This is a genomic window from Pseudohalioglobus sediminis (assembly GCF_008370495.1).
Classification (GTDB): domain Bacteria; phylum Pseudomonadota; class Gammaproteobacteria; order Pseudomonadales; family Halieaceae; genus Halioglobus.
The window spans coordinates 109,592-135,691 of the sequence record NZ_VTUX01000011.1; the positions used below are offsets into that span (position 1 = coordinate 109,592).

Here is a 26,100-nt window from a genome sequence, read left to right on the forward strand (position 1 = left end):
GCGGGCCCGCTCAGGCCCGCAGCTTCCTGACCGCCTCGACCACGGCCACAACTGCGGCGCCGGCTACCAGCCCCAACAGCATGCCCGCAAACGTTGGCGTGATTAGCGCGAGCCAGGGCGGCAGCATGTGTGCGAGGCTCTCTACGGCGTCGCCCAGCACGTGCACGTTGTGCAGGAGTATGCCCCCACCGACCATGAACATGGCGATGGTGCCGATCACGCCCAGTGCTTTCATCAGCCAGGGCGCGAAACTGATCAGCCCCTGGCCCAGCCAGCGCAGGAAACGAGGCCAGGCACCCTCGCCTTCACGCGCATACAGGTGCATGCCGGCATCATCCAGCTTGACGATGCCAGCCACCAGACCGTAAACGCCCACGGTCATCACAATTGCAATACCCGAGAGCACGCCGACCTGGGTAATGAAATCAGCACCCGCAACCACGCCAAGCGTCAGCACGATGATTTCCGCCGAGAGGATGAAGTCGGTGCGTATCGCGCCCTTGATCTTGCCGCGCTCGTACTCGACGAGGTCCACTTCCTCATGCGACAGCGCTTCAATCCGCCGGGCTCGTTCGGTGTCCTCTTCACGGCCATGCAGGAACTTGTGCAGCAGTTTTTCGCTGCCCTCAAAACACAGGTACAGGCCACCAGCAAGCAGTGCCGGCGTGATCAACCAGGGCGCAAACGCCGATGCCAGCAGCGCCAGTGGCACCAGGATCAGCTTGTTCAAAAAAGACCCCTTGGCGACCGCCCACACGACCGGCAGCTCGCGTTCCGCGCGCACCCCGGTAACCTTTTCCGCATTTACCGCCAGGTCATCACCCAGTACGCCCGCCGTTTTCTTGGCGGCGACCTTGGTCATCACCGACACATCGTCGAGCACGGCAGCAATATCATCGAGCAGTAGCAGCAGGCTGGAACCGGCCATAGTCTTTCCCCCAGAATAATCCATTGCAGTGTGCCGTGAACGAGAGCAAAACACTAGTTGAGCGAGTGCCCGTTGGGTACAATGCGCGGCTGTTTTTTGACCACCGGCAGAGTCCCTGATCCACCATGAACCAGCTCACTTCCCCGGAACTGCTATCCCCGGCAGGCACCCTGAAATCCATGCGCTATGCCTTTGCCTATGGCGCCGACGCCGTCTATGCGGGCCAGCCGCGCTACAGCCTCAGGGTTCGCAATAATGAATTCAACAAACTGGAAAACCTGGCTGCCGCGGTAGAGGAGGCACACCGGCTTGGCAAGCAGTTCTACCTGGCATCAAATATCTCGCCTCACAACGACAAGGTGCGCTCCTATATCCGCGACCTGGAACCCGTCATTGGCATGGGCCCGGATGCCCTGATCATGTCCGACCCGGGCCTGATCATGCTGGTAAAAGAGCGCTGGCCCGAGCAGGAGGTGCACCTGTCGGTGCAGGCCAATGCGGTCAACTGGGCAACGGTCAAGTTCTGGCAGCGCCAGGGTATCAGCCGGGTCATTCTCTCGCGCGAACTGTCACTGGATGAAATTGAGGAAATCCGGCAGCAGTGCCCGGACATGGAACTGGAAGTTTTCGTGCACGGGGCACTCTGTATCGCCTACTCCGGGCGTTGCCTGCTGTCCGGATACATGACGCATCGCGACTCCAACCAGGGCGCCTGCACCAACTCCTGCCGCTGGGAATATAACGCACACCCGGCACAGCAGACGGAAACCGGCGACATCATTGCGGTAGACGCCATGGCCGACGGGAACGCCGCGACATCTCATCATCCGGCCGCAAGCCAGCCGGTGCTGCTGCAGGAGCAGAATCGACCCGGTGAATACATGCCTGCCTATGAAGACGAACACGGCACCTACATCATGAATTCCAAGGACCTGCGCGCCGTACAGCACGTGGAAAGACTGGTCAGAATGGGCATCCATTCACTGAAGATCGAGGGCCGCACCAAGAGTCACTACTATGTGGCACGCACTGCCCAGGTCTACCGGCACGCGATCGACAACGCGGTGGCTGGCAAACCCTTTGATATGTCACTCATGGCAGAACTTGACCACCTGGCCAACCGCGGCTATACCGAGGGCTTCTATCGCCGGCATGTACCGAGTGAATACCAGAACTACGATATCGGACACTCCGGCAACCCCAATCAGCAGTTTGTTGGCGAGGCGATGGCGTGCAGCGGCGACAGGCTCACGGTAGATGTGAAGAACCGCTTTGCCGTGGGCGACACGCTGGAACTGATCACCCCCGCCGGCAACCACAGTTTCCAGCTAAGCCATATTGAAGACCGCCGTGGCCAGGCCATGGAGGTCGCACCCGGTTCAGGCCACGTGGTGTCCATCCCGCTGCCCGCCGGCATTCACGTGGGCGAAGATGGTGGCCACGTGTTGCTGATGCGTTACTCAGTCACCCCGGGTTGATTTCAGCAGGGGCTGCTTGCGTCGCCGCTTTGCCGGGACATTCATTCTCGATTTAGGATAGCGCGGCAGCTTACCCGTACTCAGGTAGCGATAGATGCTCTCCTGGGAACGAATTTTCGCCGATCCTTTCTTGGCCGGCACGTACTCGTTGTCCTGGTCCTGATCCAGCACGCGGGCTTTAACATTGTCGTGCCACTGCTGATCCAGCACATTCTGGATTATCTCCTGCGCATCCTTGTCAAAAACAGGCACCAGCACTTCTACCCTGAAATCCAGGTTGCGGGTCATCAGGTCAGCCGAGCCTATCAGGTAACGGGGATTCCCACGGTTGTAGAACACGTAGGCACGCGGATGCTCCAGGAATCGGTCGACAATGCTGATCGCCTGGATGTTTTCGGACAGCCCTTTCACGCCGGGAAGCAGCGAGCACATGCCGCGGACGATGAGATGCACCTGCACGCCCGCGTCGCTGGCCTCGTAGAGTTTCTTCACCATGCTGCGATCAACGAGATTATTACACTTGAGCGTCATTTCAGCGCGGTAACCCGCCTTGGCATTGGCAATTTCCTGTTCAATCAACTCCATCAGTCCAGACCGGCTACTGTGCGGCGAAACCAGCAATACGCGATAGTCCGGCCGGCGATAGGTGTACTGGAGGAAATCGAACACACTGAACACGTCTTTACCCACGTTCTGGTCGTGGGTCATCAATGTGAAATCGGTGTAAACCCGGGCGGTTTTTTCGTTGAAATTCCCGGTCCCTATGTGACTGTAAAAGCGTCGTGAGGAGCCCTCCATGCGCTCGATCAGGATCAGCTTGGAGTGCACCTTGAGGCCGGGAATACCGAAAATAACGTCGATCCCGTTCTCCGTCAGTCGCTGCGCCCAGTTAATGTTTGCCTGCTCATCAAAGCGGGCCGCCAGTTCGACCACCGCCAGCACGCGCTTGCCGTTGTCCACTGCATTCACCAGCGCATCGATGACGCGGGAATTCTTTGCCACGCGGTAAAGGCATATCTTTATGTCCGTAACGTTCGGGTCCAGCGCCGCGCTTTTCAACAAATCAATGACGTAGTCGAAGGGATGGTAGGGGTAGTAGAGAAATACATCCTTCTCGCGGATCACATCGAAAATACTGCCGGGTTCGTCCAGGCGCGGCAGGCGAATCGGCGGCAGTGGCTTGAATTCGAAGTACTTGGGGCCCACGTTTGGAAAGCCCATGAAATCCTTGGAATTGTGATAGCGACCGCCCGCGATCAGACTATCGTACTTGCCGAAACCAAAACGGGCCTTCAGGTACTCCAGCAGGCGATCCGGCATGTTGTTGTCGTAAACCATGCGCACTGCATCGGCCTTGCGACGCTGCTTCAGGCTTTTGGCCATTTTATCGATGAGGCTCTGGGTGATGCCGGTATCTATTTCCAGCTCTGCGTCTCGCGAAAACTTGAAGCAATACGCGTTGGCTTCTTCGACCGCGATAACTCCGCGAAACATCTGCGGCAGGCAGAAACGGATAATATTATCCAGCACGATAAAAACCTTACCGCCCTTGCCCTTGCGCCTGGGTATCTCCACAAATCGGTCCAGCCGGTCTGTAGGCACCTCCACCACCGCGTAGTCATAGTTGTCCCCGGAGCGGATATCCACGCCCAAATACAGCGATTCATCATTAAGGGTCGGGATCTCCCGATCCTCGCGCAACAGGATGGGATCAAGCTCGGGCAGCACCTTGGTGGTGAAGTACCGCTGCACGAACTCCGCCTGCCCCTCATCAAGCTGACGCTCATTGACCAGGTAGATCTTGCGCTGGGCCAGCTGTTTCATAATCTGCGCGTAGATGCGGTCGAATTCCTTCTGCAGTTCGACCACGCCTTCCAGTATCGCCGCCAACAGATCCTTGAAATGTTGTCGATTACTGCCACCGGATACAGAGATCAGTCGCCGCACCTCCGCCACCCGTACACGGAAGAATTCATCCGAGTTGTTGGAGAATATTCCCAGGTAGCGCAAGCGCTCGATTACAGGTACTGATTCGTCTGCCGCCTCCTGCAATACACGGGCGTTAAATGACAGCCAGCTAAGCTCGCGCGGATAGAACAATTCATGCTCGCGCAGGTCAGCCACGCGCGTTTTGATTGGGTTAGCCATCACCAGCCTTATGGGTTTCAGTGGGCTCTTAATCTATTACATCAACGGCTGAAAAAACACCTGCGTCGAATGACATCTCCATGATTGCTGATCGGGGTCAAGGTGAGCGACGCGAAAGGCACGTGCGGTGCATGCGCTGCTCCGGTCCCCATTGGTTCCAGGGGCGTTTACACGGCAATTGGTTTTATTCCCAGCCACCTCCCCTTCGGCGTGCCCGGTAGAACGGGGCAGGCTCTCCATGGCTGCCGCGGACATACCGTACATCCTGTACATAAAAAAAGCCCGGCGCGAAGGCCGGGCAAAGTAGGGATTACAACCTACAGGGGACTGGTTTGCAGCGACGCATGGAAAGGCGTCAGCCGCGGAATAAAAAGAGCCCGGTTATTCCCGATACCGCTGGGCCAGGCTAAGGTAGGGATTCGCTACCCTGGGGGCCGGAACTACTCAGGCCGCCTCTTGCATTGCCTGCGGATACCGCTCGGCAAATGCCTCAAAACTGTAGTCTTCCATCTGCAATTCCTTGAGTACCGCAGCCACTTCATCACCACTGCGCGTTTGCAGTCGCCGGTGTATGGTCGCCAGCAGGCCCTGCTTTCTGACCATCTGCCAGGTACCCGTTGCCCGTGTGCGCTTGCCTTTGTTGTGGCTCAGGGCTTCTTCGTAGGCGTAAATCACGCGCAGGGCATCGAGTTCCTGCGCTGTATCCGCGCCGTGCTGTTCTGCCCGGAGATCCACGGCCCGTCGGTACGCTTGCACCGCCAGTTCCGGGTGACCGCGACGCTCGGCGTTCCTGGCGAACACGTAACACAGTTCCGGTTCGCGAATACGTTCGACTAGTTCATGCATCTTGAAGCTCCCTTTGCTCACGCCGGCAGGCGTTGTGTTTCGGTATGGGTGTATATTAGAAAATGCAGCGAGTTGACCACATGGCCACTCGCGCCAGACGCATGACCGGGAGCGACAGATCGCGAGGCTTTTCTAGAAAGAACATTAAGAAGTAAAGCGAAACACCTGAAGAGGAACAGCTTTGACGGCATAAAAAAGCCCGCCGTACAAAGAGTATGGCGGGCTAACAGCCGTATGTTTCGGGGCAGAAACATCGGCCAGGGGACGTGTAGCACGCGCAGGGAGCGACGTGCTTACAAAAACATAGTCCCACTTGGCCAAATAGCAAATTTTTAACGTAAATATTTCACCCCCGGGCGGGGCAAAAAGTGCTGCGCTTGCTCAGGGTTTCAGCGCGAGGACGTCCGTTTTAAGGTGCTCCAGCACCTTTTCAGCAGTGTTGCCGATCAGCCTGGCCTTTACACCCTTGCGCCCTACTGTGCCCATCACCACAATCTGCGCACGCTTTGCCGCCGCCCGGCTGGCGATGACCTTTTCCACGGGACCGCGCTTGACGTGGAACGCCTTCTCCGGAATGCCGAGTCGCTGGGATAGCTCGCTGATATGGCCAGCCATATCCTGTTTGGCTTGTTTCACGTAGGAAATCGGGTCTACCAGGTCCAGTTCGTGCAGCAACACAGGCACTTCAACCGCGCAGATAATCTCCAGCTCCTCGCCCATACCTTCCGCCAGTGCCTTGGCCTCTGTCAGCACGCGCATATTCAGCTTTTTCTTTTGTGACACATTTGTACCCAGGTCGACCGCAGCCATCACCGGAGCGGTTCGGCGCCACTTGTTCTCCGCCAGGATCAACAGCGGCGCGGGACACTCGCGCAGCAACAGCCAGTCAGAGGAAGCATGGGCGAAACTTTCAGTGCGGTGACCGGTCTTGACCACCATCTGGTACTCATGCCGGCCGCACAGCTTGTTCACCCGCGCGACGAAATCTTTTTCCCAGTAAACATGCACCTTGACGCGCTGGCCCGAGCTGTAGTGCTTGTCGACCTGCGACTGCACAGCATTTTCGCGCTCATCGAGCAGGCGCTTCTTGATCGCATCCCGGCCGGCAGCATCTTTCGCCACCTTGCCGAGGGGAGCGTAAACAATGGCGATGACATCCGTATCCAGACCCAGTTTGTCGGCAATTTCCAGGCCCCGGGGAACGGCGATTTTTTCACCCTCCAGATCGGCGATGATCAGAAGCTTACCCATGCATTGTGTCCCATACTGAATCAATGCAGGGATTATAGGGTCTTGTCGGGGGGAAGGAAGTGAAGCAGATCAATTAGCGGGAAAAAACTGCCCGCCGCAGACAGCGGCGGCAATGTCCGCGCCACGGGGCGCGCTTCCCGGCCCAGCCATTTCGCCGCGCCGGAAGGGGGTTTTAGCGGCGGGCGCCCGGGGCTGACCCCGGATCAGGCATCAAATGCGGCTCGCGCATACCAGCGACTACCCGCCCGCTCCACGCGCCCCTCGCGCTGCAGTCGACACAGCGCCCGCTCCACGGCGCCATCATGGTAGATGTTCGCGCCCGCGGGCACCCATTCAGACAGGAGGCCGGACAGATCCTCCACCGTGGCGCCACTGCGATAGCTACCACTGACGGCCAGGTAAACCATCGATTCCATCATGCGCACGACCTTGTCGGCTATTGCGATAACAGGCTTGTTCATGGCGTGTCCTCCTTTGATCAACGAGGACCAGCATATCCGCAGACGCGAGAATCACCGATTGCCGATGGCGCCATCATCATGGCCCGGGGCGCCAGTTACTCAGCGCGCCTGCGCCGTCTCACGAAACTCAGCTGGGGCAATACCTGTCCAGCGCTTGAATGCACGGGAGAACGTGCTGGGTTCAGAGAAACCAAGCAGATAGGCGGTTTCCACTACGGAACGATTGGGATGCTGCAGGTACTTCTGCGCCAGTTGCAGGCGTGTCTCCTGCAGCAGGTCCATGAAACTGGTGCCCTCCTCCTTGAGTTTTCGCTGCAGGGTACGATTGCTGACATGCAGTGATTCGGCAATCTGCTGCTGACTGGGCGGGCCGTCCGGCAGGTGCTCAACGATTTTGTCTACGACATCCCGGGCCGTTGACTGGTCGAGATAGCTATCGAGGTAGGCCTGCGTTTGCTCGTCATTGGCCCGGGCCAGTTCGGGGTCACCGGTTACCAGGGGCTCGAGAATATCCGCCCGGTACCAGTACAGCCGGGTATGTTCGCAATCGAAATCCACCCGTGCACTCAACACTGACTCCCAGCGCGCCGGTTGTTGCGGACGCGGTCGTTCCATTTCCACCCTCACTGGCGCAATGAAATCGCCAAGCGCGAGGCTGCACATGCGCGCGACCATACCCACGGCGTAGTCCCGGCTGGCAAACTGGAAATTCTCCATACCGGGCAGTCGCCCGAAGTCAACGATTACAGCGTCGTCTTCCTGCAACAGGCTAAGGTCAGAAGCGCTGCTCACCAGCTTGTCGAAACGAACCAGCCGGCGCAGGCCGTCGTAGACCGTATCGCTCGCCAACCACGCCAGACCCAGACCATGCAGAACCTGGGGCCGAATCTGCTGCGCCGCCAACAGCCCGAAGGCCTCCTCGCCCGAGGCTTCGACACAGCTTTCCATAAGCTGATTGAACTGAACCTGGGGTATGCGCCAGTCGGGATTGGCCACTTTGGCAGTATCGATGCCAAGGCCGTCCGCCAGTTCCAGCGGGTCCACACCGCACAGGCGCAGTGCCTGGGCCACCGGCAGCAAGAAGGTGCCAAGCACAGAATGTTGAAGACGGCTGTTATCGATCATGGCTGCTCCCTGAAGCCCGCCTGCAATATAGCATCACCGGCAGAGGAGGCAGAAGGCAAGATCGTCAGCTGCAGGGTTCGGCAGCGGCAGCCGCCGACTGCGCGCGGCTGACGCGCAGTCGCTGGCGTGCCCGGAAAGGGGGCGCGCTCAGAGCCTGGAGAACTCCTTGTTCAGATTGTAACGCCGAGAGGTGACATACGACTCCATCTCCTCCACCCGGCGCAATGCACCGTCAAGCCGCTCCCGCGCGCGCTCCAGGCGGACATTGCAGGGCTCACTGTAACGAAACACCTTACGCGGCCGGTAGTCGTGGTAGCGCTCGTCGTATTCCATCTCCACCTCGACTTCCTCGAAGTCTTCCTCGGCAAAGGCGTAACCACCGTCATCAAGCCGCCGCGTTGGCCGCGGAGCCATCAACACCCACGCGCCGAGGTAAACCCACAGAGCCAGGGTGCCGGTGAAAAGGAAGCCAGCGATCCAGACCAGGCGCATTACCCAGGGTGCGATATCCCAGTGATCCGCCAGGCCCGCGCACACGCCGGCAATCTTGCCATCACGCGTATTCCGGTAGAGCCCCATACCCCAGCCGCCGCGCTTGTTGGCATGGAAACCGTTACTGCGACGGCCGCGGCCGGGCCGGTTCTCGTATCTGCGTCTATTCGACATCAGCTTGCCTCCTCTTGCATGCCCCGGTGTCCTGTTGGCGCCAGTCGGGGTGATCCGCATCCAGCAACGATTCCAGCGTGGCGATGCGTTCAGTCAATTTATCTACGGTCTCCAGCATTTGCTCTACCGACTCCCGGTCTTCCTGGGAGAGGCTGCGCGAGGAGCGGCTAAGGCTCCGGTAATGCATGGTGATCCACATGGGCGCCACGATCACCATAAACAGGATCGTGGGTACGAACATGAACTTCCAGAATTCCATTCACTCTTTCCTTGGGGCGTGCTGAGCCAACTGCCCACGCTGCCACTAACAGGTTCACTGACTTGGGGTTCAGGATACCCCGGTTTTGTCTTGCATTTCAGACTTGAGTCGCTGCAGTTCATCGTTGATGCGCTCGTCACCGGCAAGGGCATCGATCTCCGCGGCCAGGTCCGGGGGCACATCGCGCCCAACGTCCATTGACTCCAGCTGGCTCTCCAGGTTGTCCATACGCCGCTCGAAATGCTCGAAGCGCTGGAAGGCGCCATCCAGCGCCTCGCGGTGAATCTGCCGCTTGACCTTGATACGCGATTCAACCGTCTTGCCGCGCATCAGCAAGGCCTTCTGCTTGGCCTTGGCATCGTTCAGCTTTTGCTGCAGCTGCGCTACTTCCTCGTTGAGCTGGTGAATGTGCTCGTCGGTAGCGCGCAGCTCTTCTTCCACCGCTGCAAGCTCTTCCTCAATCGCGTGTTTTTCCTGCAGCGCGGCACGGGCCAGGTCCTCGCGTCCCTTGCTGATCGCGAGCTTGGCTTTTTCCTCCCAGGCGTCGGCTTCAGCCTGCACCTGTTCAAGGCGGCGTGCAGCCGCCTTGCGATCCGCCAGCACCCGTGCGGACGAGGACCTGACTTCCACAAGGGTTTCTTCCATTTCCTGAATAATCAGGCGGATCATTTTTTCCGGATCCTCGGCCTGGTCCAACAACGAATTGATGTTGGAATTGATGATATCTGTCATGCGGGAAAATATACCCATCACTGTTTCTCCTGTTGCGTAGTCACCAGCCTCTGGGCGCTGACTTGCGTCCCGGCCTGGCTATCCAGTAAATCAATTCAACTACCGTCACAATCTGCACAAAACTCCACAAACCGGCGGCGGTGCCAACTACTGCGCCAGTAAAACCACAGAGTGTGGCCAGGGCGCCGTAAATCAATAATCGCTCTCCTGCTTTGCTCATAGAGCCTTCCCTACCTGATCGGTCTTCTTCGTGCCGTTTGCCCTAGGTAATACACAATCCGTGCCAGGCAGCCTAATAGGCTGTTTTTATTGGTTTTTTTAGCGAGCGGTCGAACCTGGACTGATCCGGACCGACCTCATTGAGTTAATTTAACCCGCTTACGGGGTTATATACGCCTTTTTTAAGGTATTATTTACCCATGCGTCGAAACCAAGAAAGCATCATAGGTAACTCAGCAGCCCTGGCCCACGCCCTCGAACAGGTGTCGCGACTGGCCCCGGTGGACAGGCCTGTCCTGATCATGGGCGAGCGTGGCACCGGCAAGGAACTCATAGCGAACCGACTGCACTTCCTGTCCCAGCGCTGGCAGGCGCCACTGCTGAAAACCAATTGCGCAGCGATCGCGGAATCGCTGCTGGAGTCGGAACTGTTCGGCTATGAACCGGGGGCCTTTACCGGTGCTACGCAGGTGCGACAGGGCCGCTTCGAGCGCGCAGACGGCGGCACCCTGTTCCTTGACGAGTTGGGCACGATGTCGATGCGGCTGCAGGAAAAACTGTTGCGTCTGGTCGAATATGGCGAATTTGAGCGGCTGGGCGGCCAAAAGACGCTGCAGGTGGATGTGCGCGTTGTCGCCGCGACCAACGCCGATTTACCTTCTCTGGCGGACGCAGGAACCTTCCGCGCAGACCTGCTCGACAGACTGAGTTTTGACGTCGTGCACATCCCGCCCCTGCGGCATCGCCGCGAAGATATTGCGGAACTGGCCGATCACTTTGCAGTACAGATGAGCGTGGAACTGGGCTGGGAGGTTTTTCCCGGTTTTACGGCGGATGCCCTGGCGACTCTGCAGCAGCATGACTGGCCAGGAAACATACGCGAGTTAAAAAACGTCGTCGAGCGCTCACTGCATCGCTGGGGCGACAGCAGCATGCCCGTGGGCGAGATCATCGTCGATCCGTTCAGCAAACCCTGGCAAGATCGCCCGGTTAAAGAACAGCCGCGGGATCCCGCGGCCGGGAAAGCAGAACCGTCCCCTCCCCTTTCTGATTTTGGCGCCCATATGGATGCACTGGAAAAACAGCTGTTGCAGGACGCGCTGGCCAGGCATAACTTTCACCAGCGCCGAACTGCAGACACGCTGGGCTTGAGCTACGACCAGATGCGCGGCCTGGTGCGCAAGCACAAGCTGTCGCGCCGGCAACGGCGCTCCTGAGCAGCACACCCGGCGCTGCGCACAGAGAACATCGCTGTCGTTAGCCCGCCGCAGTATTGAGGCTACTGCGGCTACTGCGGCTACTGCGCCTGCTCCGCCGCATACAGCGATTCTGCGCGCTGCTTGAGATTGCGGGCGCACAGGTTGAAACCTGATTTCACCTGCTCGCCCAGCATTTCTACCATTTGCTCGGCGGCCTCACCACTGAACACGTCGTAAGTCACATAGGTGCAATGCTCTGCATCGACAGGCTCCAGCAGCTGGGTGCGATCGGCATGAATGGGATCGCCCGGCCTGTTTTCCATGGACCAGGTGATTTTCGCTGCTCCAGCCTCCTTTCCTGACCCTGTTCCAGAGGAGGCCTTCCCGGGCGGCACCACACAGGTGATGTACTCGGTCTGGTCCTGCAGTCCCTGGCCGAGATCCACTTTCATCACCACCGGTGAGCCCAGCTCAAGGCGCGCCTCGATCGAGGGACAAAAGCGATTCCACTCCGGGTAGTACTCGAAATCCGTCAACACACGCCACACCAGCTCCAGGGGTGCGGCTATGGTGACGGTGTCTGACGTGACAGTAATGGTTTCAGTCATTGCCAATACCTCAGCTGCTGATGGGCCAGCGCCCGTCCTGCGTGTAGAACGCGAAGCGATCAGCGATCAACTCGCGGGTGAGGCCATACTCCTCCAGGTTATATTCATGGCGGCCATGCTTGCCCTTGGGATTGTCACGCACATGACTGGCCAGAACCGCGCGGGAGGAGTCTGCCAGCGTCATGCCAAAGGCATCGTACACGCGCTGCACGACGTCAAGGGGCGCATCCACGAACTCCTGTTGCGAGCAATCCACGAACATCTCCGGAGGCAATTGTTCACGCAGGGCCAGCCCCCGCTCCAGGCTCATGGCGTACCACTCCATCACTGCACGGCCGATCTCACCTGCATCGAGGTGACTGTGATCGCCCAGGTACATGTCCATCACGACCTTGTTCATGCTGTTGATCGACGGTATCACTTTCTGCGGGTCACGGTGACACCAGACAAAGCGGGCATCGGGGAAGACCTTGAGGATTGCGTCCAGGTTATGCATGTGAGCGGGCGCCTTCAGCATCCACTGCTGCCCGGGGTTGCGCCAGTTGAGCATCTGCATCTGCTTTTTCTGGTAGGCGTACATCGGCTCGGCGTCCTGCTGCAGCACCCAGCTGTGATAGGGTTCGAGCATGATTTCGAAACCGAGCTGCACGCCGGTGAAGGCATAGGCATGCAGCAACACGCACTCTTCCGGCGTATCAGCGTCGATAAAATGGATCTTGGCGAATTCGGAATTGCGCGACTCCTCCAGCGCTGCCGCGAGAAAATCATAGCGCGGGTCCTTGTCCCCGGGCTGGCTACCGGGCCAGGGGTCGGGAAACTGCACTTCCCACTGCAGCAGCCCGCGGTTTTCCGGTGCTGAAACCAGCAGGTTCAGCAAGGCGGAGGTCCCTGAACGCGGCAGCCCGGTCACAAATACCGGCGCCGTGATCTCCTGCTCCTGCCACTGTGGAATCGTCTGGAAGGCGTTTTCGCATTTCAGCCTGGTCGCGAGCTGGAACACCACGCGCTCACGACAACGCCGTCGTCCCTCCGGGTCGAGTACATGCCGGTCATAGGTTTCCAGCAACACCTCAAGCCCCCCCCTGTAGGGTGGCTCACCGAAGTCCTCGAAACCCGTTTGCGCAACCGCTTCGGCGATCAATTCGTCCGCGATAAAGGTTGTGGCTTGCTCACTCATTACAGGTCAGCCAGCTTCATCACCCGGGTTGTCACCAGCGGGTGACGCTGAGCGCCAATCCAGCGCCAGCACATGGTGCCCATATTATGGCCGGCCGTTTCGATCCAGTTGGGCACTCCCGGGTCCGTGTGGGAAACCACCACGCGCACACCGCCGTCCGGCTCATAGTGGGCCGTGTGTTTATTGACGTGAATCGTATGGTGGCGATAGTCCAGGGACTCCATCCACCAGTTGTCCAGCTGGAAGTTCCAGGTTTCACACTCGGGAATATCGGGCGCCTCGATAACCAGCACCTCGTCATCCGCCAATTGCCACGCGCTGTGGAAATAGAAAATATTGGGATCACCGCCGATTGACTGGCAGTAGTCCTGGTCTGCTGGTGGCAGCTGGTTCATGGTGGGCAGGAAGCTCTCCGCCCAGTTTTCAAACATTTGCGCCGCGCCGTGGACCCACATGGTCGCGCCCACCAGTCCGCGATGCAGCTTTTCCGGGTTGAGTGGCTCAGGCCTGTCGTCGGCAGCGCCGATACGCTCGATCTTCAGGTCGGCTGCCTGCTCGCCGATCCTGTCCTGGAAAGTCTGTCGCACCAGCACCGAGTTTGACTCCTCCGCCAGCGGCAACCAGTTTCCCGGTTTTTGCTCCCGGCTGATATTGATCTCGAAAGTGCCGTCCTCGGCGATATCCAGGTCGCGGTGGTCCAGGTGCCCGGTGACCTCCATGGTGCCGCCGGAACCGTACTTGTTGATCGTGGTACTGATACCCAGGTAGCTGACGGTGTTGCGCTTGCCGGTAATGCGATAGTCATACTGCGACCGCACCGGGGCGCTTTCGTAGCGGTTGTCCGGATTATCCGCACCCAGCTTGATGGTCTCATGCGCCCCACAGCGCAACTGCGGAAACAGCGGGTCACTGAACTCCAGGTAACTTTCCAGCCCGCCACGCAGCAGGCGCGTGAGGTAACGGTAGCCCTCCGCCCGGTTGAAGGCGTCCTGTGGCGCTTTTTCGCTCTGCAGTACCCGGCCCGCCTGCTTCAGCGCGTCGCAAAACTCGTCCCATGCAGAACCGTCCAGCAGCTTCTCTTCTGCGCTATTGTTATCGGCCATTGGTGTCTCCTTTATTATCCTGAGGCAGCACGTAGTGAATTCGATTCAAGGCGACATAGCAACCGATGTGGCAAGGTAGAGCCAGCGCCGGCCCACCGGCCGCGGGAAAGGTGCGAACTGTTAAACCGACAGATATGTGAACGCGAGGGGCAGCGCCTATTCCCGGACAAATTTCATGGTCTCGCGCCCCTTTAAAATTGAACCCTGCGCCCTTATTATCTGTCATAACAATACCCGCACACCCGTGCGACGGATTACGGAGTAAACGATGCAAGACAAGAGTCTGTACAACATGAACACAGCCGGCATGGAAAGCGTGATTGCTACCAACAAGGTGCTGCGCAATACCTACATGCTGCTGGGCATGACGCTGGCCTTCAGCGCCGCTACAGCCGGGGTTTCCATGGCCATGGGGCTGCCCCAGGGCGCCGCCCTGCTGCTGATGCTGGTGGGTTTCGGCCTGTTGTTCGTGGTGAACAAGATGGCGGACAGCAGCAAGGGACTGTGGGCGATCTTTGCCTTCACCGGGGTGATGGGCGCCTCTCTTGGTCCGATGCTCAATTTCTACCTGTCCATGCCCGGAGGCCCGGCGCTGGTCATGCAGGCACTGGGCGGCACCGCGCTGGTGTTCTTCGGCCTTTCCGCCTACGCGCTGACCACACGCAAGGATTTCTCCTTTATGGGTGGATTCCTCATGGTCGGCCTGCTGGTGGCCGTGGTGGCATCGATCGCCAATATCTTTATGGGCATCCCCGCGGTGTCGCTGGCGATCTCCGCGGCAGTGGTCATGATCATGTCTGGTCTGATCCTGTTCGATACCAGCCGGATCATCAACGGCGGCGAAACCAACTACATCCGTGCGACTGTGGCCCTGTACCTGAACATCTACAACCTGTTCATCCACATGCTGCACCTGCTTACAGCCCTCGGCGGCGATGACTAAGCGCGAGCGAGGCCACGACAGACCCCGGCAACAGCCGGGGTTTTTTGTGGCGGAAGCGAAGACCCCTTGATCTATACACTGCTGGTGCTGTCCTCCCCCACGTCGGGCCACGGCGGACGCCATGCCGCCGCGTTTGCGCAGGCAGCCATCGCCCGCGGACATCAGATTGAGCGCGTATTCTTTCTCGACCAGGGCACCGAGACCGGCTCACAGATGGCGGTGATGCCACAGGATGAGCCGAACCGACTGCAGCCATGGCTTGAGCTGGCAGAGCAACACGGCGTCGAACTGGTGCTTTGCATTGCCTCGGCACTGAAACACGGCATGCTTGATGCCGGCGAGGCAGCGCGCTACGACAGGCCCTGCGCAACCGTGCATCCAGCGTTCGTGGTGTCAGGCCTTGGCCAGTTCATCGACGCCACCGACCGCGCGGATCGACTGGTGACCTTCGGTGGCTGAAACGCGCGTCAGGAAAAGGCATGTACTGGTCATGCGCCATTCGCCCTACGGGGGTGCACTGGCGCGGGCCGCCATCGATATGGCGATGGCCATGGGCGCCTTCGAGCAGGACTTTGAACTCTTGTTCATGGGCACAGGGGTACTGCAGTTACTGGATGACCAGGACAGCCACCAGATCGGGCTGCGCAACGCCGGGCGCCTGCTCAGTTCGCTGCCTCTGTATGATGTCGAGCGCGTGTTTGTAGACGCCGATGCACTGCAGCACCACGGTATTGGCCTGTCCGACCTCGTGGTACCGGCAGAGCCTCTCGATGCCGCTGCAATACGCGACCTGCTGGGCAGCGCAGACCACCTGGTGAGTTACTGAGATGATACTGCACACACTCACCGCCATGGCACCGGCGCAGGCCTTCAGCGACTGCCTGCGTTGTGCCGGGCAGCAGGACACTATCGTGCTGATGGGAGATGGCGTATACAATGCCGTGGCCGGGTCTGCGCCCGTGCGAATCCTGGCCCAATGCGCCGCCCGAGTGGTCGTTCTGGACGTTGACGCAGCGGCAGCCGGCCTGAACGGGAAGCTCGATGATCTTGCTCTGGTAGATATGGATGGCCTGGTCGCGCTTTCCGAGGCCTACCCCCGGCAGTTGGCCTGGTACTGATGAGCCTCGCGGACGCCGAACTGGATAAGGAGGGTTTCCTGCTGCACCTTGAGGACTGGAGCCCCGAGGTCGCCGAGGAACTTGCCCGACGCGAAGGCATTGACCTGGGTGACGCGCACTGGGAGATCATCCATCTTCTGCGCGACTATTACGCGCAGTTCGATGCCTCACCTGCAATGCGCCCGTTGGTAAAATACTGCCGCCTGCGACTCGGAGCCGACAAGGCAAGCAGCATTTACCTGCTGAAACTGTTCCCCGGATCGCCCGCCAAACTGGGCAGCAAGATTGCCGGCCTGCCCAAGCCCGAGAACTGCCTGTAACCCCAGCGTTGATGCCTATGTCACAGTTTACCCAAGCCGCCGAAGAGCACCCGTTCGCACCCTATGTCCGCATACTCGGCAAGGGCAAGAGCGGCAGCCGTTCACTGCAGAGAAACGAGGCTGCGGAAGCATTCAGCATGATTCTTCGCGGCGAAGTCGAGGCGGTTCAACTCGGCGCCTTCCTGATGCTGTTGCGGGTAAAAGAGGAGACCGGCGATGAACTGGCTGGTTTTGTAGACGCCTGCCGGCAACAGATGGTGCAACCACCAGCCGACCTGCAAGCCGATCTTGACTGGAGCAGCTATGCCGGGAAGAAGCATCAGCACCCCTGGTATCTGCTTTCCCTGTTGCTGATAAGCGGCGCAGGCTATCGCGTACTGGTGCACGGCAGTGACGGCCACACCGCCGGACGCCTGTACACTGAACAAGCCATGCGCGAGCTTGGATTACCGGTAGCCAGCGACTGGCAACAGGCCGCAACACAAATTGAGCAGCAGCAGCTAAGCTACCTGCCATTGCGAGCCTTCTGCCCCGCACTGCATGAATTGATCCTGTTGCGACCACTGCTCGGATTGCGCTCGCCCGTCAACACGCTCACACGCCTGCTCAATCCACTCACCGCCCCGGCCAGCCTGCAGAGTGTGTTTCATCCCGCTTATTCAGCGCTACATCAGCGGGCTGATACCCTGCTAGGGCAGGCCAACGCCGGTGTATTCAAGGGTGAGAGCGGCGAGATTGAAGTCCGGCCCCATGCCGACACCCAGTTCTACAGACTGCACGACGGGCATATCGACGAGCACACACTGCCGCGTGTGTTGACCGGGAGAGCAGTCCCTGTCGAACAGCCGGCCGTGGCGCCCCTGCTGGCAATGTGGCGTGGTTCCGCTGCAGACGCGTATGGGCTCAACGCGGTACTGGCAACCACCGCTGCTGCCCTGATGGTACTGGAGCCAGACTGGGGCATGCCGGCATGTGTAGCCGCCGCACAGGACATGTGGGCGGCGCGTGACAGGGAGAGACTCGACTGATGCCCCTTTCGGCCGTACAGCCAGAGCGTTACAGCGAACTACTGGACACCAAGGCCAGCCGCGTGGCAACGCAGCTGGCGCCGTTCGCAGCACCGCCCCCCGCGATTTACCCATCACCGCCAGAGGGATTTCGCATGCGTGCCGAATTTCGCATGTGGCATGATGGCGACGGGCTGGACTACGTCATGTTCCGCAAGGATGCCCCCAAAACCCCGGTTCCGATCACCGCATTCCCCATCGCCTGTGACCGCATACAACAGTTGATGCCCGCCCTGCTCGAGCGGCTGCGCTCAAATCTCGAACTGCGGAAAAAGCTGTTCCAGGTCGAGTTTCTGTCCACACTGGCCGGCGAGACCCTGATCACACTGATCTATCATCGCCAGTTGGAAGAGGCCTGGCAGGCGGCGGCCGCAACACTACGTGATGAGTTACAGGAAGCACACCCTGGATTATCGATAATCGGTCGCGCCCGCAAGCAAAAGCTGATACTCGGACGCGACTGGGTCCTTGAGCGCCTGGAAATAGGCGGACAGCAGTACAGCTATCGGCAGCACGAGCAGGCATTCACGCAACCGAATGCGCGTGTCAACGTGAACATGATCGAATGGGCCCGCGCGCAGGCCAGGAAGCTCGAGGGAGATCTGCTGGAATTGTATTGCGGTAATGGCAATTTCACCCTGCCTTTGGCTTGCCATTTCAAGCGTGTGCTCGCGACCGAACTGGCCAAAGTATCCGTTCGCGCCGCCAGGGACAACCTGGCAGACAACGGGATAGCAAACGTTGAAATTGTGCGCCTGTCGGCGGAGGAAGTCACCCAGGCATTGGCTGGCGAGCGCGAGTTTCGTCGCCTTGGGGAATTGTCCACGCCACTGGCTGAATACGACCTGCGAACCGTGTTTGTCGATCCACCGCGCGCAGGGCTCGACGAGGCCACACTGGGCATGGTCTCGACATTCGAAACCATCCTCTACATATCATGTAACCCCGACACACTGGCGCAAAACCTGGAGACCCTGAGAAGAAGCCACCGCATCGACTGCTTCGCCCTCTTCGACCAGTTTCCCTACACCGAGCATATGGAATGCGGCGTGCTGTTGCGACGCCGGTAGCCCGGTCCGGCTGACTGCAACAGCCCGCCATGGCAATCAGCAGCGAATGCCGAATGTCAGCAGGCCGCGACCAAGAATTTCATCCAGATTTTCTGCGTCCGCTTCTTTGACCTCCAGGGAATGCAGGCGCATTTCTCGGTAAATCTCACGCTTGTGCAGGTTGGCCCTGAGTTCCGCCGCGGACGCATCCTCCTGCCAGCAATCGATGTAGACATTACCTGCGGGGAGGTAGAAATCAGCGTGGACCTGCTCCTCAATGGGTAACAGGCGGCGATACGCGTGCGCCAGTTGCGCCAGGTAGAGCCAGTTGCATACCCGCATCTGCAGCGGCGTAGCCAGCACGTGTCCGTCTATGCCCTCACAGCTGATTTTTGTATCGGCATTGGCAAACAGGTCGGGCTCGGCGTTGGCGTCGGCAGGTTCGGGCGTGGGTATCTGGTCCGATTGACGAGTGAGCTCGCGATGCACCACCGGGTTGTCGACAATTTCATGCGGCCAGGTCACGTAAAAAGCGCCGGATGCCTCACTCTCCTCCTGCTGACCACCCATGCTGCGCCCCAGGGCTGTGAGCTCCCAGCCGAGAACGCTGTGGTGCTGCAAGCCCAACTCGGCCAACGCCCTGTTGATTTGGCGTGCGTGCAAGCGCGGGTAATAGCGTCGCATCGAGGCCGCGGTAATACGCTGGTTCGACTCAATCGCCGCCAACAATGGGTGGTGATCCAGTGACTGAGGCCAGACGATATAGCGCCCGTAGCGACGACTTTGCTGATAGGACCCGCCCTCGAATTCCCCTTTGGGCAGGAGCACCCAGGTGTCTGCGGAGCGTCGTATCCAGCCGTAATCCCGCAGCGTGGCGAAGAGCTGCTGGGCGGGTATGTCCAGCTTGCGCGCGAGCGCGGTGGTCGAGAGCTTGCCGTCGTCCTGTGACATGGGCTTAATCCAGCACGGCTTCCCGATAGCGTTTTTCCAGCGCCCAGTACACATGATCGGCGAACTGCGGATCAGATGAATCCATGGGAGCGAGCAGTTCTACAAGGTGCTCATTGTCTTCCATACCATCCCAATCCTTCACGTAGGTGCCCTCTTTATAGCCGTGATCCTGCCGGAAGAAGTTGAGCACGTTCTTACCCACGTAAGAGCGATACAGGGTCTCGAAATCGAGTTCGGCGGCATCCATCAGATCCCAGAATAGTGCCGGCGAAAAGCTGCGCGTCTGTAAACAGTGCAACGCCAGGGCTTCCGTGGCTTCACGCACCCCCAGCGCCGAGGGAGATCGCGCCTCGATGTCAGCCGCGATCTCTTCGGCGATAGTGTCGATGTCCTTGCCTTCAACGAACAAGGCCGACATCCCGAAGTGCCAGATATCGATAGCCTCCATACGCACCTGCTCCATGTCAGGCACCTGCTTCTTCCACCACTTGAAGCCATAGTGGTCGATTAGTTCACCACACTCGATCCACGCTGCCCGGTACCACTCAAAGTGCTGTTGCACCCAGTTCTCATGGACGCGCGTATTCATGCGGTCCTGCATTGTCAGCATGTTGACCAGGGCTTGTTTCAAGGTATACCTCACTGTGTAGGATCTGACGCAAAGAATGCGTGAGCATAGCAGCGCCGGCAGGCAAAAAGAAGTTGGTACGGGCGGCATGCCGGCCGGGCGCACCAGGCGGCACGCATGCCGGTTCGCTCGCGATCTGGAGGTTGGTGCCCGGAGCCGGAATCGACGATCCGGCGCACCGGCCGGCACGCGTGCCGGTTCGCTTGCGGTCTGGGGAGTTGGTGCCCGGAACCGGAATCGACGATCCGGCGCACCGGCCGGCACGTGTGCCGGTTCGCTTGCGGTCTGGGGAGTTGGTGCCCGGAGCCGGAATCGAACCGGCACGGCCGCAATGGCCGGGAGATTTTAAGTCTCCTGTGTCTACCAATTTCACCATCCGGGCGGAAAGAGGCGCAGGTGGCAGGCCCACGCGCGGTCGCAGCGTCATGCGCCTGCGAAAGCGCGCGCGATAATATCACAGTCAATCGACGGCGGGCTAACGCTGGAGCAGTTTACAGCATGCTAAACTAATGATTTAGCCCACTTGCGGACCTCCGCTGAATGCGCAAACTGCTCGTCGCGATCTTTTTACTCACGCTCATTGTGGCGGCGCCATTGGCCATCTTGCGCTCAGAGAATGCCACCCTGGCCATTGCACAGTGGGCGGTAGCGTTTTTTACCGATTTCCAGCTGGTACTGCAGCAGCCGGTGTTGCGACCACTGGAGGGGACCTTTTCTGCCAGCGAGTTACAGCTGCAACCGCAAGATAGCAAGGGCCCGCCCTTGCTCAGCGTGCTGGATATCTCAGGCCAGGTCAGTGTGCTTGACTTGCTGGCTGGCAAACGGCTCTCGAACAGCGACCTGTACGCCGGCTCCGTCATCATTTATGTCTCCGACCAGGATGAGACCGAAGATCCGGCGCCCCTCCACTGGCTCGGTTATCTCGCCTGGCTACCCCGAACCCTGCAGATTGATCAACTTCACGCGATCAACGCATCAGAAGAAGTGCTCGTGTTTCCGTTCACAGCGGTCCAGGGTGAACGCCGTGAGGCAGACAGTTTTTACCTGTCTGCCAGGGCACAGTACGAGGGTGAGCCGCTGGAATTCAATGGCCGCATCTGGGGAGAGCGTCAACGTGAAAAGATCAACACCCTCAAAGTTGAAGCCAATTTCCATGCACCTGTAAGTGACAGCCGCGTACAGCTGGAGGGAGAACTTCGCGGCACTGAGCAGGCTTTCGACTACGACCTGGTACTAGATGCGCAGTACCGAGACGTGGCCGCCTTTCTCGACGGTTTAAACGCGAAGCTGGGCCTCGCGGGCTCACTCACTCTCGATGCGGCAATGCACGGGGACGCACAGGGTTTTATTCTGCGAGACGCCCGTCTCGTTCTGGATAATATGCCGCAGTATGGCATCGAAGCTGCGGGGCGGCTCGAGTATGATCGCTCAGGCACCAGCGCAATAGAAATGGTGGTCGCGGGCGAAATCGACACGTCTGACCCCATGCTCGCGCAGCTACCACTCGACCTTGGGCCATTTGGCCGGGCGGGCGGCAACGCCAAGGTCAGTGGTTCGCTGAATGCGCCGCGCATCGACAGGTTCCTGTTGCGAAGCGAAAGTGATGCGGGCTTGATTATCAGCCTCACGGGGCAGCTCGACCTGCTGGGTGATGCCCGGTTCAATCGCGTAAAAGCAGATCTCCAGGGCCCTGGACTCAGTGTACTGTCTCCATGGACCGGACCGCTGCCCTACGAAACCGGTGCTTTCCAGGCAAGTGGCGTGCTTAGCGGCTCACACGGTGAACTTAAACTGAGAAACCTGGTGATCGAGTCAGGAACTCGCGACACATTGCAATTGAGAATCGAAGGCGAGGCGCGTTCCGAGGGCAAACTGACCGAGGCCGGACTGGCCGCAATCCGTGACGTACAGGTGCATGCGTCCCTGGAAACACCCGACTCACAGAACCTCTCCTCTCTCTGGCATACTCAAGTGCCCGGTGGCTTCGCTATCTCTGCAAATCTTCAGTTGCGCGGCAGTGCCGACGAACTGGACATCATCGGTGGCGATATACAGGCGCAATCCAGCGATATCGACTTCCGTATCAAACCCGAAAACGGCACGATAAGACAGCAACAGCCGCCATACCTATCTGCTTTCACTGCGCCGGTGAGCGTGTCTCTCAGCGACACCAGTGCTCTGTCCCAGTTTTTCACGACGCCTATCCCCGTCCTTGGCGCTGTGCAGGGTAAAGGCACGATCACGCAGTACGCTGATCGCTTCGCTCTGGAGGCCATTGAGCTGGCCTTGCACAGTGACGGCCCCGACCTGTCGGTAAGCGGGGAGATACGTGACCTGACGGAGTTCCGTGGAATTTCCCTGCACAGCAGTTTTTCCGGCATCGAGGCTCGTGACCTGCTCATGACCGCGCTGGAAGATTTCACCTACGAAGGTGATCTCGCCTATCTCGATGGCGGCTTCCATTTATCCGACCAGGGCAGCGGTCGCTGGCAACTGAACGACCTGGTGTTACACACCAGCGAGCGCGACGGCGCATTTGAACTGAGCGCCAGAGGCAGGATCGACCAGCTCTTTGCCGGGCCCGCTATCAATCTCGACGCGCAGTATCACCTGCGAGATCCCGACCTGCTTGCCGCCCTGAGTCGCCTGCGCATGAATCCAGTGAGCGGCATGCTCCAGGTCCAGTCGAGTCGCGGTACCACCCGTTTCGAATCGCAGAATCGCATTGGGGAGACCGTGGTGGATGTCACAGGAAGCGCAGAACATCGGGACAGGGAAATACGGCAAGTAACCATGCGACTTGAGAGCCCGCTGGTACTGCTGGACGATCTTGGCCTTCAGGCAGAGCAAACCGACAATGCCAGCTACAACCCCACGGAAGTCATACAGATCAAGCCTGTCGAGCGCCTGGAGAGAGCTCTACGCAACGCGCCGGACTACGCTACCGATCTATCTGTTGCACTGGGCACCGTCCGAGGCGTCAACACCGACATAGACGGATTTGACCTGCAACTGACCGGCAATAACAAGCGCTACACACTGCGCAAATTCAACATTGCCTACGGTGACACTGTCGCCGAGGTGCGCGGGCTGATCGACCTTAACAGCCGCCCTGCCTTTGTCAGCCTCGCCGGCAACGCCAGTGCGATCCCGCTAAACAAGGTGAGCCGAGACCTGGGCAAGGATACCGGCGTAAGCGGTATCGCGCACATACGCGGTGGCGTCAGCGCCACGGGCGCGACAGGTGAGGCGCTGCTGGGCGACCTTGATGGCAACATAGCCATCGCACTTGAAGACGCTGAAATTGAAGGCGCAGCTTACGACATCCTGGCCACAGACTTTCTGGAATGGATTTACTCTGGCGCGGCGCTGGAAAAGTCGACCCACGTGGACTGCACACTGGCCGGCTTCAGCATCAACGATGGCGTCGCCACCAGCGATTCGCTCTATGTAGAGACGACTAAAATGGTGGCGACCGGCTCTGCAAAAATAAACCTGGGCAAGCAGACGCTGGATATTGAACTGACACCGCGCTCCAAATCCCGATCCATACAAATACCCTCCTCCGTGCGACTGCGCGGTGACTTCGCCAACCCCAAAGTCACCCTCTCGCCAGTAAAAGCCGCAGTCGATGCGTACGCGCAAGTGCTGACACTGGTACCACGTATCGCCAGCAAGGTATTCGGTATCAGCAAAGAGCAGAAAACGCTGCGGCCCTGCATTACGGAAGGTCGATAACAACACCTGAGCGGTGTTATGCCGTGCTACAATCCGGCGCAAAACAAGGACAACAGGGTGACAGATGGCTTCCGCTAGGGGTGAATTCACATCGCGCTTCGGCTTTGTCATGGCGGCAGCCGGATCTGCCGTGGGATTGGGCAACATATGGGGCTTCCCGACACAGGCGGCCAGTAATGGTGGCGCCGCCTTCCTGATCATCTACCTGGCACTGGCCTTTCTTCTTGCCTACCCGGCGTTGATGGCAGAGCTGATCCTGGGCCGCCACGCTCACGCCAATGCTGTGAACGCATTGCGCAAAATCTCTCCAGGCCCGCTATTTCGGCGAATCGGTGTCAGTACAGGCATTGCCGGCTTCATCGTGGCCAGTCTTATCCTCAGTTTCTATGCAATCGTCGCCGGGTGGATGATTGCCTTTTGCCTGGCCTCGCTCAGCGCCCTGCTAGGCATGGACGAGGCATCAACCTGGCTGACATCGTTCAGTTTCACGCGCAACGTTATATTCATGCTTCTTTTCATGGGGCTGACCATCGGTATCATTTCCGAGGGTGTCCGTGGTGGCATTGAGCGCTGGTCTGAACGGCTGATGCCGGCACTGCTGGTGACGCTGGTGCTGCTGGTGGTTTATGTGCTCACTCTCGACGGCGCCATGGAAGGACTCAAGGTCTACCTGCTGCCTGATTTCGAACGCGCCTTGTCTCCAAATCTCATTATCTCGGCACTGGGCGCCGCATTCTTCTCGCTGTCGCTCGGCGTCGGCACCATGCTGATCTATGGTTCCTATGTCTCGGATAAGGAGAACCTGCCGGTACTGGGCGGCATGGTCACCCTGGTAGACATCTCCATTGCTGTACTGGCCGGTTTTCTGGTTCTGCCGGCCATGTACGTCGCCCTGCACCAGGGCGTAGAAATCTTTACGGCAACCGGAGAACTGATCTCGGAAGACACATTGATATTCACTGTATTGCCACAGCTCTTCAGCACCATGGGCTTCACCGGCATCATCGTGGGTTTCACGTTTTTCTTCCTGATGAGCATTGCCGCACTCACTTCATCGATCTCCATGCTTGAAGTACCTGTCGCCTACACCATAGAAGAACACGGGATCAGCCGGAAGCGCGCGGTCTGGGTGATAGGTGGAGTGATCGCCGTTGTAAGCACGGTTATTCTGCTGAATTTCGCTGAGCTGTTTGGCCTGGTCATAGCCGCGACCACGCGCTACAGCCAGCCTATCCTGGGCTTCATGTTTTGCATCTACGCGGGCTGGGTAATTGACCGCAACGCATTGCTTCAGGAACTGAAGAAGGGAAATCCGGGTATTGAACAGGGCCTGTTCTGGAAAATCTGGCCGTGGTACGTGAAAGTTGTGTGCCCGCTGATCATCCTGGCAATCTTTGCGCAAACACTGTTTGGCTAGCGCTACCTCAGCTTGATTGAACCCGTTTCCTCTACCCGCTGGGTGGGTACGAAACCGGTGAAATCGATCTTGCCCAGAAACCGGTACTCCAGTGTATCGCTGGGCTGCATACCCAGCTCGGCCAGCAACTTGAGCATCTGAAACAGTTGCAGCCCCGCCTCCAGCGTTACCACTTCTTCCGAATAGGCTGCCAGCGGCGGCACGTCATTGGTTACACCGCTGATAAGTTCCTGCCCCTGTATTTCAACGCTGTAACTGATGCCGGCTATATCAAAGGATTGCTTGTTGGGGTTGGCGATACGCAGCTTGATCTCGAAGCGCGGCGCGGCGCCTTCTGCAGGTAGCGCCTTGAAGCTTTCAAGGCTTACTTTGGGGGGATCTATTTCAGGTTGCAACGCGGCACAACTCGCGAGCAAAAAGACGAGGCAAAGCCACATCATCGGGCGTAAGAAACTCATGAAGTCTTCCCTCTGGAATAAAAGAACACGCCATAGCCCAGGCTGCCCGCAGCAAACACCAGTGCGACCCAGTCCCCTGTGCGCTGATACATCCAGGCGCTGAACAAAAACATACTTGCGGTCAAAACCAGGCCAATCGCCCGTGCAGCCGGCGTCACGATTTTCTCCCGGGCAGCTTAATCGCCCAACTGTGATAATAGACATCCAGAGT

Annotated in this window: 27 protein-coding genes and 1 tRNA gene; 11 read left to right on the plus strand and 17 right to left on the minus strand. The window is 58.9% G+C overall.

Annotation, left to right across the window (positions count from 1 at the left end; translation table 11 throughout):
• Window positions 1-10: 10 nt before the first annotated feature.
• Window positions 11-928, minus strand: coding sequence for a DUF808 domain-containing protein (locus F0M18_RS19340; protein WP_149613109.1), 918 nt, complete (start codon window positions 926-928; stop codon window positions 11-13).
• 125 nt (window positions 929-1,053) lie between these two features.
• Between F0M18_RS19340 and trhP the strand changes: the two genes are divergently transcribed.
• Window positions 1,054-2,406 carry a prephenate-dependent tRNA uridine(34) hydroxylase TrhP gene (trhP, locus tag F0M18_RS19345; protein WP_149613110.1) on the plus strand — a complete coding sequence of 451 codons (1,353 nt, stop codon included), beginning with the start codon at window positions 1,054-1,056 and terminating at the stop codon, window positions 2,404-2,406.
• Here the strand turns inward: trhP and ppk1 are convergent.
• From ppk1 to F0M18_RS19390, 9 genes are all read right to left on the minus strand, one after another.
• Window positions 2,389-4,554: a polyphosphate kinase 1 gene (ppk1, locus tag F0M18_RS19350; protein ID WP_149613111.1), complete on the minus strand. Its 2,166-nt coding sequence runs from the start codon at window positions 4,552-4,554 to the stop codon at window positions 2,389-2,391. The genes trhP and ppk1 overlap by 18 nt on opposite strands.
• Before the next feature lie 444 nt (window positions 4,555-4,998).
• Window positions 4,999-5,400 (minus strand): hypothetical protein, encoded by a 402-nt coding sequence (locus tag F0M18_RS19355; protein ID WP_149613112.1) that lies wholly within the window; start codon window positions 5,398-5,400, stop codon window positions 4,999-5,001.
• 381 nt (window positions 5,401-5,781) lie between these two features.
• Window positions 5,782-6,651 (minus strand): universal stress protein, encoded by an 870-nt coding sequence (locus F0M18_RS19360; RefSeq protein ID WP_149613113.1) that lies wholly within the window; start codon window positions 6,649-6,651, stop codon window positions 5,782-5,784.
• A gap of 203 nt (window positions 6,652-6,854) precedes the next feature.
• Window positions 6,855-7,112 (minus strand): hypothetical protein, encoded by a 258-nt coding sequence (locus F0M18_RS19365; RefSeq protein WP_149613114.1) that lies wholly within the window; start codon window positions 7,110-7,112, stop codon window positions 6,855-6,857.
• 99 nt (window positions 7,113-7,211) lie between these two features.
• Window positions 7,212-8,237, minus strand: a complete 1,026-nt coding sequence (locus tag F0M18_RS19370) for an AraC family transcriptional regulator (protein ID WP_149613115.1) — start codon at window positions 8,235-8,237, stop codon at window positions 7,212-7,214.
• A 147-nt stretch (window positions 8,238-8,384) separates the two neighbouring features.
• On the minus strand, window positions 8,385-8,903 hold the full coding sequence (locus F0M18_RS19375) for a PspC domain-containing protein (protein WP_149613116.1): 519 nt from the start codon (window positions 8,901-8,903) through the stop codon (window positions 8,385-8,387).
• Window positions 8,893-9,162 carry an envelope stress response membrane protein PspB gene (pspB, locus tag F0M18_RS19380; RefSeq protein ID WP_149613117.1) on the minus strand — a complete coding sequence of 90 codons (270 nt, stop codon included), beginning with the start codon at window positions 9,160-9,162 and terminating at the stop codon, window positions 8,893-8,895. The genes F0M18_RS19375 and pspB overlap by 11 nt, the downstream gene beginning before the upstream one ends.
• A gap of 69 nt (window positions 9,163-9,231) precedes the next feature.
• A complete protein-coding gene (gene pspA / locus F0M18_RS19385) occupies window positions 9,232-9,912 on the minus strand; it encodes a phage shock protein PspA (RefSeq protein ID WP_149613118.1) in 681 nt (226 codons plus the stop codon).
• Window positions 9,913-9,934: 22 nt separating this feature from the next.
• The gene (locus F0M18_RS19390; RefSeq protein ID WP_149613119.1) at window positions 9,935-10,114 is read right to left on the minus strand and encodes a hypothetical protein; all 180 of its coding nucleotides are present in this window, start codon (window positions 10,112-10,114) and stop codon (window positions 9,935-9,937) included.
• A 199-nt stretch (window positions 10,115-10,313) separates the two neighbouring features.
• Here F0M18_RS19390 and pspF point away from each other — a divergent pair, with 199 nt between their 5' ends.
• Window positions 10,314-11,330, plus strand: a complete 1,017-nt coding sequence (gene pspF, locus F0M18_RS19395) for a phage shock protein operon transcriptional activator (protein WP_149613120.1) — start codon at window positions 10,314-10,316, stop codon at window positions 11,328-11,330.
• An 80-nt stretch (window positions 11,331-11,410) separates the two neighbouring features.
• Here the strand turns inward: pspF and F0M18_RS19400 are convergent, their stop codons facing one another.
• Genes F0M18_RS19400 through F0M18_RS19410 form a run of 3 tightly spaced genes read right to left on the minus strand, consistent with a single transcriptional unit; the run spans window position 11,411 to window position 14,200 of the window.
• Entirely contained in the window at window positions 11,411-11,920 is a 510-nt protein-coding gene (locus F0M18_RS19400; protein WP_149613121.1) for an SRPBCC domain-containing protein, read from the minus strand.
• Between the two features lie 10 nt (window positions 11,921-11,930).
• A complete protein-coding gene (locus F0M18_RS19405) occupies window positions 11,931-13,097 on the minus strand; it encodes a sulfotransferase family protein (RefSeq protein WP_149613122.1) in 1,167 nt (388 codons plus the stop codon).
• Window positions 13,097-14,200 carry a DUF1214 domain-containing protein gene (locus tag F0M18_RS19410; protein WP_149613123.1) on the minus strand — a complete coding sequence of 368 codons (1,104 nt, stop codon included), beginning with the start codon at window positions 14,198-14,200 and terminating at the stop codon, window positions 13,097-13,099. Before F0M18_RS19410 ends, F0M18_RS19405 begins: the two co-directional genes overlap by 1 nt.
• Window positions 14,201-14,468: 268 nt before the next feature.
• Between F0M18_RS19410 and F0M18_RS19415 the strand changes: the two genes are divergently transcribed.
• The 7 genes from F0M18_RS19415 to trmA all read left to right on the plus strand — a co-directional run bounded on the left by F0M18_RS19415 (window position 14,469) and on the right by trmA (window position 18,718).
• Complete coding sequence (locus tag F0M18_RS19415) at window positions 14,469-15,143, plus strand: Bax inhibitor-1/YccA family protein (protein WP_188109823.1); 675 nt, start codon at window positions 14,469-14,471, stop codon at window positions 15,141-15,143.
• 66 nt (window positions 15,144-15,209) lie between these two features.
• A complete protein-coding gene (gene tusD, locus F0M18_RS19420) occupies window positions 15,210-15,602 on the plus strand; it encodes a sulfurtransferase complex subunit TusD (RefSeq protein ID WP_149613124.1) in 393 nt (130 codons plus the stop codon).
• On the plus strand, window positions 15,595-15,969 hold the full coding sequence (tusC, locus tag F0M18_RS19425; protein WP_149613125.1) for a sulfurtransferase complex subunit TusC: 375 nt from the start codon (window positions 15,595-15,597) through the stop codon (window positions 15,967-15,969). The genes tusD and tusC overlap by 8 nt, the downstream gene beginning before the upstream one ends.
• Before the next feature lies 1 nt (window position 15,970).
• Entirely contained in the window at window positions 15,971-16,261 is a 291-nt protein-coding gene (gene tusB, locus F0M18_RS19430) for a sulfurtransferase complex subunit TusB (protein WP_149613126.1), read from the plus strand.
• The gene (locus tag F0M18_RS19435; protein WP_149613127.1) at window positions 16,261-16,581 is read left to right on the plus strand and encodes a TusE/DsrC/DsvC family sulfur relay protein; all 321 of its coding nucleotides are present in this window, start codon (window positions 16,261-16,263) and stop codon (window positions 16,579-16,581) included. Before tusB ends, F0M18_RS19435 begins: the two co-directional genes overlap by 1 nt.
• 17 nt (window positions 16,582-16,598) lie before the next feature.
• Window positions 16,599-17,609: a glycosyl transferase family protein gene (locus F0M18_RS19440; RefSeq protein ID WP_149613128.1), complete on the plus strand. Its 1,011-nt coding sequence runs from the start codon at window positions 16,599-16,601 to the stop codon at window positions 17,607-17,609.
• The gene (trmA, locus tag F0M18_RS19445) at window positions 17,609-18,718 is read left to right on the plus strand and encodes a tRNA (uridine(54)-C5)-methyltransferase TrmA (RefSeq protein ID WP_149613129.1); all 1,110 of its coding nucleotides are present in this window, start codon (window positions 17,609-17,611) and stop codon (window positions 18,716-18,718) included. The genes F0M18_RS19440 and trmA overlap by 1 nt, the downstream gene beginning before the upstream one ends.
• Window positions 18,719-18,754: 36 nt before the next feature.
• Here trmA and F0M18_RS19450 read toward each other — a convergent pair whose 3' ends face one another.
• The 3 genes from F0M18_RS19450 to F0M18_RS19460 form a co-directional block, all read right to left on the minus strand.
• Window positions 18,755-19,648, minus strand: a complete 894-nt coding sequence (locus tag F0M18_RS19450) for a hypothetical protein (protein ID WP_149613130.1) — start codon at window positions 19,646-19,648, stop codon at window positions 18,755-18,757.
• A gap of 4 nt (window positions 19,649-19,652) precedes the next feature.
• Window positions 19,653-20,279, minus strand: a complete 627-nt coding sequence (locus F0M18_RS19455) for a dUTP diphosphatase (RefSeq protein ID WP_262501002.1) — start codon at window positions 20,277-20,279, stop codon at window positions 19,653-19,655.
• A gap of 291 nt (window positions 20,280-20,570) precedes the next feature.
• Window positions 20,571-20,658, minus strand: a tRNA-Leu gene (locus F0M18_RS19460).
• A gap of 158 nt (window positions 20,659-20,816) precedes the next feature.
• Here F0M18_RS19460 and F0M18_RS19465 point away from each other — a divergent pair.
• Window positions 20,817-24,014, plus strand: a complete 3,198-nt coding sequence (locus tag F0M18_RS19465; protein WP_149613131.1) for an AsmA family protein — start codon at window positions 20,817-20,819, stop codon at window positions 24,012-24,014.
• 64 nt (window positions 24,015-24,078) lie between these two features.
• Window positions 24,079-25,431 carry a sodium-dependent transporter gene (locus F0M18_RS19470; protein ID WP_149613132.1) on the plus strand — a complete coding sequence of 451 codons (1,353 nt, stop codon included), beginning with the start codon at window positions 24,079-24,081 and terminating at the stop codon, window positions 25,429-25,431.
• 2 nt (window positions 25,432-25,433) lie between these two features.
• Here F0M18_RS19470 and F0M18_RS19475 read toward each other — a convergent pair whose 3' ends face one another.
• Window positions 25,434-25,889 (minus strand): LEA type 2 family protein, encoded by a 456-nt coding sequence (locus F0M18_RS19475; protein ID WP_149613133.1) that lies wholly within the window; start codon window positions 25,887-25,889, stop codon window positions 25,434-25,436.
• Window positions 25,890-26,100 lie beyond the last annotated feature (211 nt).

What these genes read in the sequence shown, in the direction of transcription:
- trhP (WP_149613110.1), top strand. Translation starts at nt 1,054, where the DNA reads ATGAACCAGCTCACTTCCCCGGAACTGCTATCCCCGGCAGGCACCCTG.
- F0M18_RS19440 (WP_149613128.1), top strand. Translation starts at nt 16,599, where the DNA reads ATGTCACAGTTTACCCAAGCCGCCGAAGAGCACCCGTTCGCACCCTAT.
- F0M18_RS19360 (WP_149613113.1), bottom strand. Translation starts at nt 6,651, where the DNA reads ATGGGTAAGCTTCTGATCATCGCCGATCTGGAGGGTGAAAAAATCGCC.
- F0M18_RS19370 (WP_149613115.1), bottom strand. Translation starts at nt 8,237, where the DNA reads ATGATCGATAACAGCCGTCTTCAACATTCTGTGCTTGGCACCTTCTTG.
- F0M18_RS19365 (WP_149613114.1), bottom strand. Translation starts at nt 7,112, where the DNA reads ATGAACAAGCCTGTTATCGCAATAGCCGACAAGGTCGTGCGCATGATG.
- F0M18_RS19415 (WP_188109823.1), top strand. Translation starts at nt 14,469, where the DNA reads ATGCAAGACAAGAGTCTGTACAACATGAACACAGCCGGCATGGAAAGC.
- pspA (WP_149613118.1), bottom strand. Translation starts at nt 9,912, where the DNA reads ATGGGTATATTTTCCCGCATGACAGATATCATCAATTCCAACATCAAT.
- F0M18_RS19410 (WP_149613123.1), bottom strand. Translation starts at nt 14,200, where the DNA reads ATGGCCGATAACAATAGCGCAGAAGAGAAGCTGCTGGACGGTTCTGCA.
- F0M18_RS19355 (WP_149613112.1), bottom strand. Translation starts at nt 5,400, where the DNA reads ATGCATGAACTAGTCGAACGTATTCGCGAACCGGAACTGTGTTACGTG.
- F0M18_RS19475 (WP_149613133.1), bottom strand. Translation starts at nt 25,889, where the DNA reads ATGAGTTTCTTACGCCCGATGATGTGGCTTTGCCTCGTCTTTTTGCTC.
- pspB (WP_149613117.1), bottom strand. Translation starts at nt 9,162, where the DNA reads ATGGAATTCTGGAAGTTCATGTTCGTACCCACGATCCTGTTTATGGTG.
- F0M18_RS19340 (WP_149613109.1), bottom strand. Translation starts at nt 928, where the DNA reads ATGGCCGGTTCCAGCCTGCTGCTACTGCTCGATGATATTGCTGCCGTG.
- tusB (WP_149613126.1), top strand. Translation starts at nt 15,971, where the DNA reads ATGATACTGCACACACTCACCGCCATGGCACCGGCGCAGGCCTTCAGC.
- F0M18_RS19390 (WP_149613119.1), bottom strand. Translation starts at nt 10,114, where the DNA reads ATGAGCAAAGCAGGAGAGCGATTATTGATTTACGGCGCCCTGGCCACA.
- F0M18_RS19465 (WP_149613131.1), top strand. Translation starts at nt 20,817, where the DNA reads ATGCGCAAACTGCTCGTCGCGATCTTTTTACTCACGCTCATTGTGGCG.
- trmA (WP_149613129.1), top strand. Translation starts at nt 17,609, where the DNA reads ATGCCCCTTTCGGCCGTACAGCCAGAGCGTTACAGCGAACTACTGGAC.
- F0M18_RS19435 (WP_149613127.1), top strand. Translation starts at nt 16,261, where the DNA reads ATGAGCCTCGCGGACGCCGAACTGGATAAGGAGGGTTTCCTGCTGCAC.
- F0M18_RS19400 (WP_149613121.1), bottom strand. Translation starts at nt 11,920, where the DNA reads ATGACTGAAACCATTACTGTCACGTCAGACACCGTCACCATAGCCGCA.
- ppk1 (WP_149613111.1), bottom strand. Translation starts at nt 4,554, where the DNA reads ATGGCTAACCCAATCAAAACGCGCGTGGCTGACCTGCGCGAGCATGAA.
- pspF (WP_149613120.1), top strand. Translation starts at nt 10,314, where the DNA reads ATGCGTCGAAACCAAGAAAGCATCATAGGTAACTCAGCAGCCCTGGCC.
- F0M18_RS19450 (WP_149613130.1), bottom strand. Translation starts at nt 19,648, where the DNA reads ATGTCACAGGACGACGGCAAGCTCTCGACCACCGCGCTCGCGCGCAAG.
- F0M18_RS19375 (WP_149613116.1), bottom strand. Translation starts at nt 8,903, where the DNA reads ATGTCGAATAGACGCAGATACGAGAACCGGCCCGGCCGCGGCCGTCGC.
- F0M18_RS19470 (WP_149613132.1), top strand. Translation starts at nt 24,079, where the DNA reads ATGGCTTCCGCTAGGGGTGAATTCACATCGCGCTTCGGCTTTGTCATG.
- F0M18_RS19405 (WP_149613122.1), bottom strand. Translation starts at nt 13,097, where the DNA reads ATGAGTGAGCAAGCCACAACCTTTATCGCGGACGAATTGATCGCCGAA.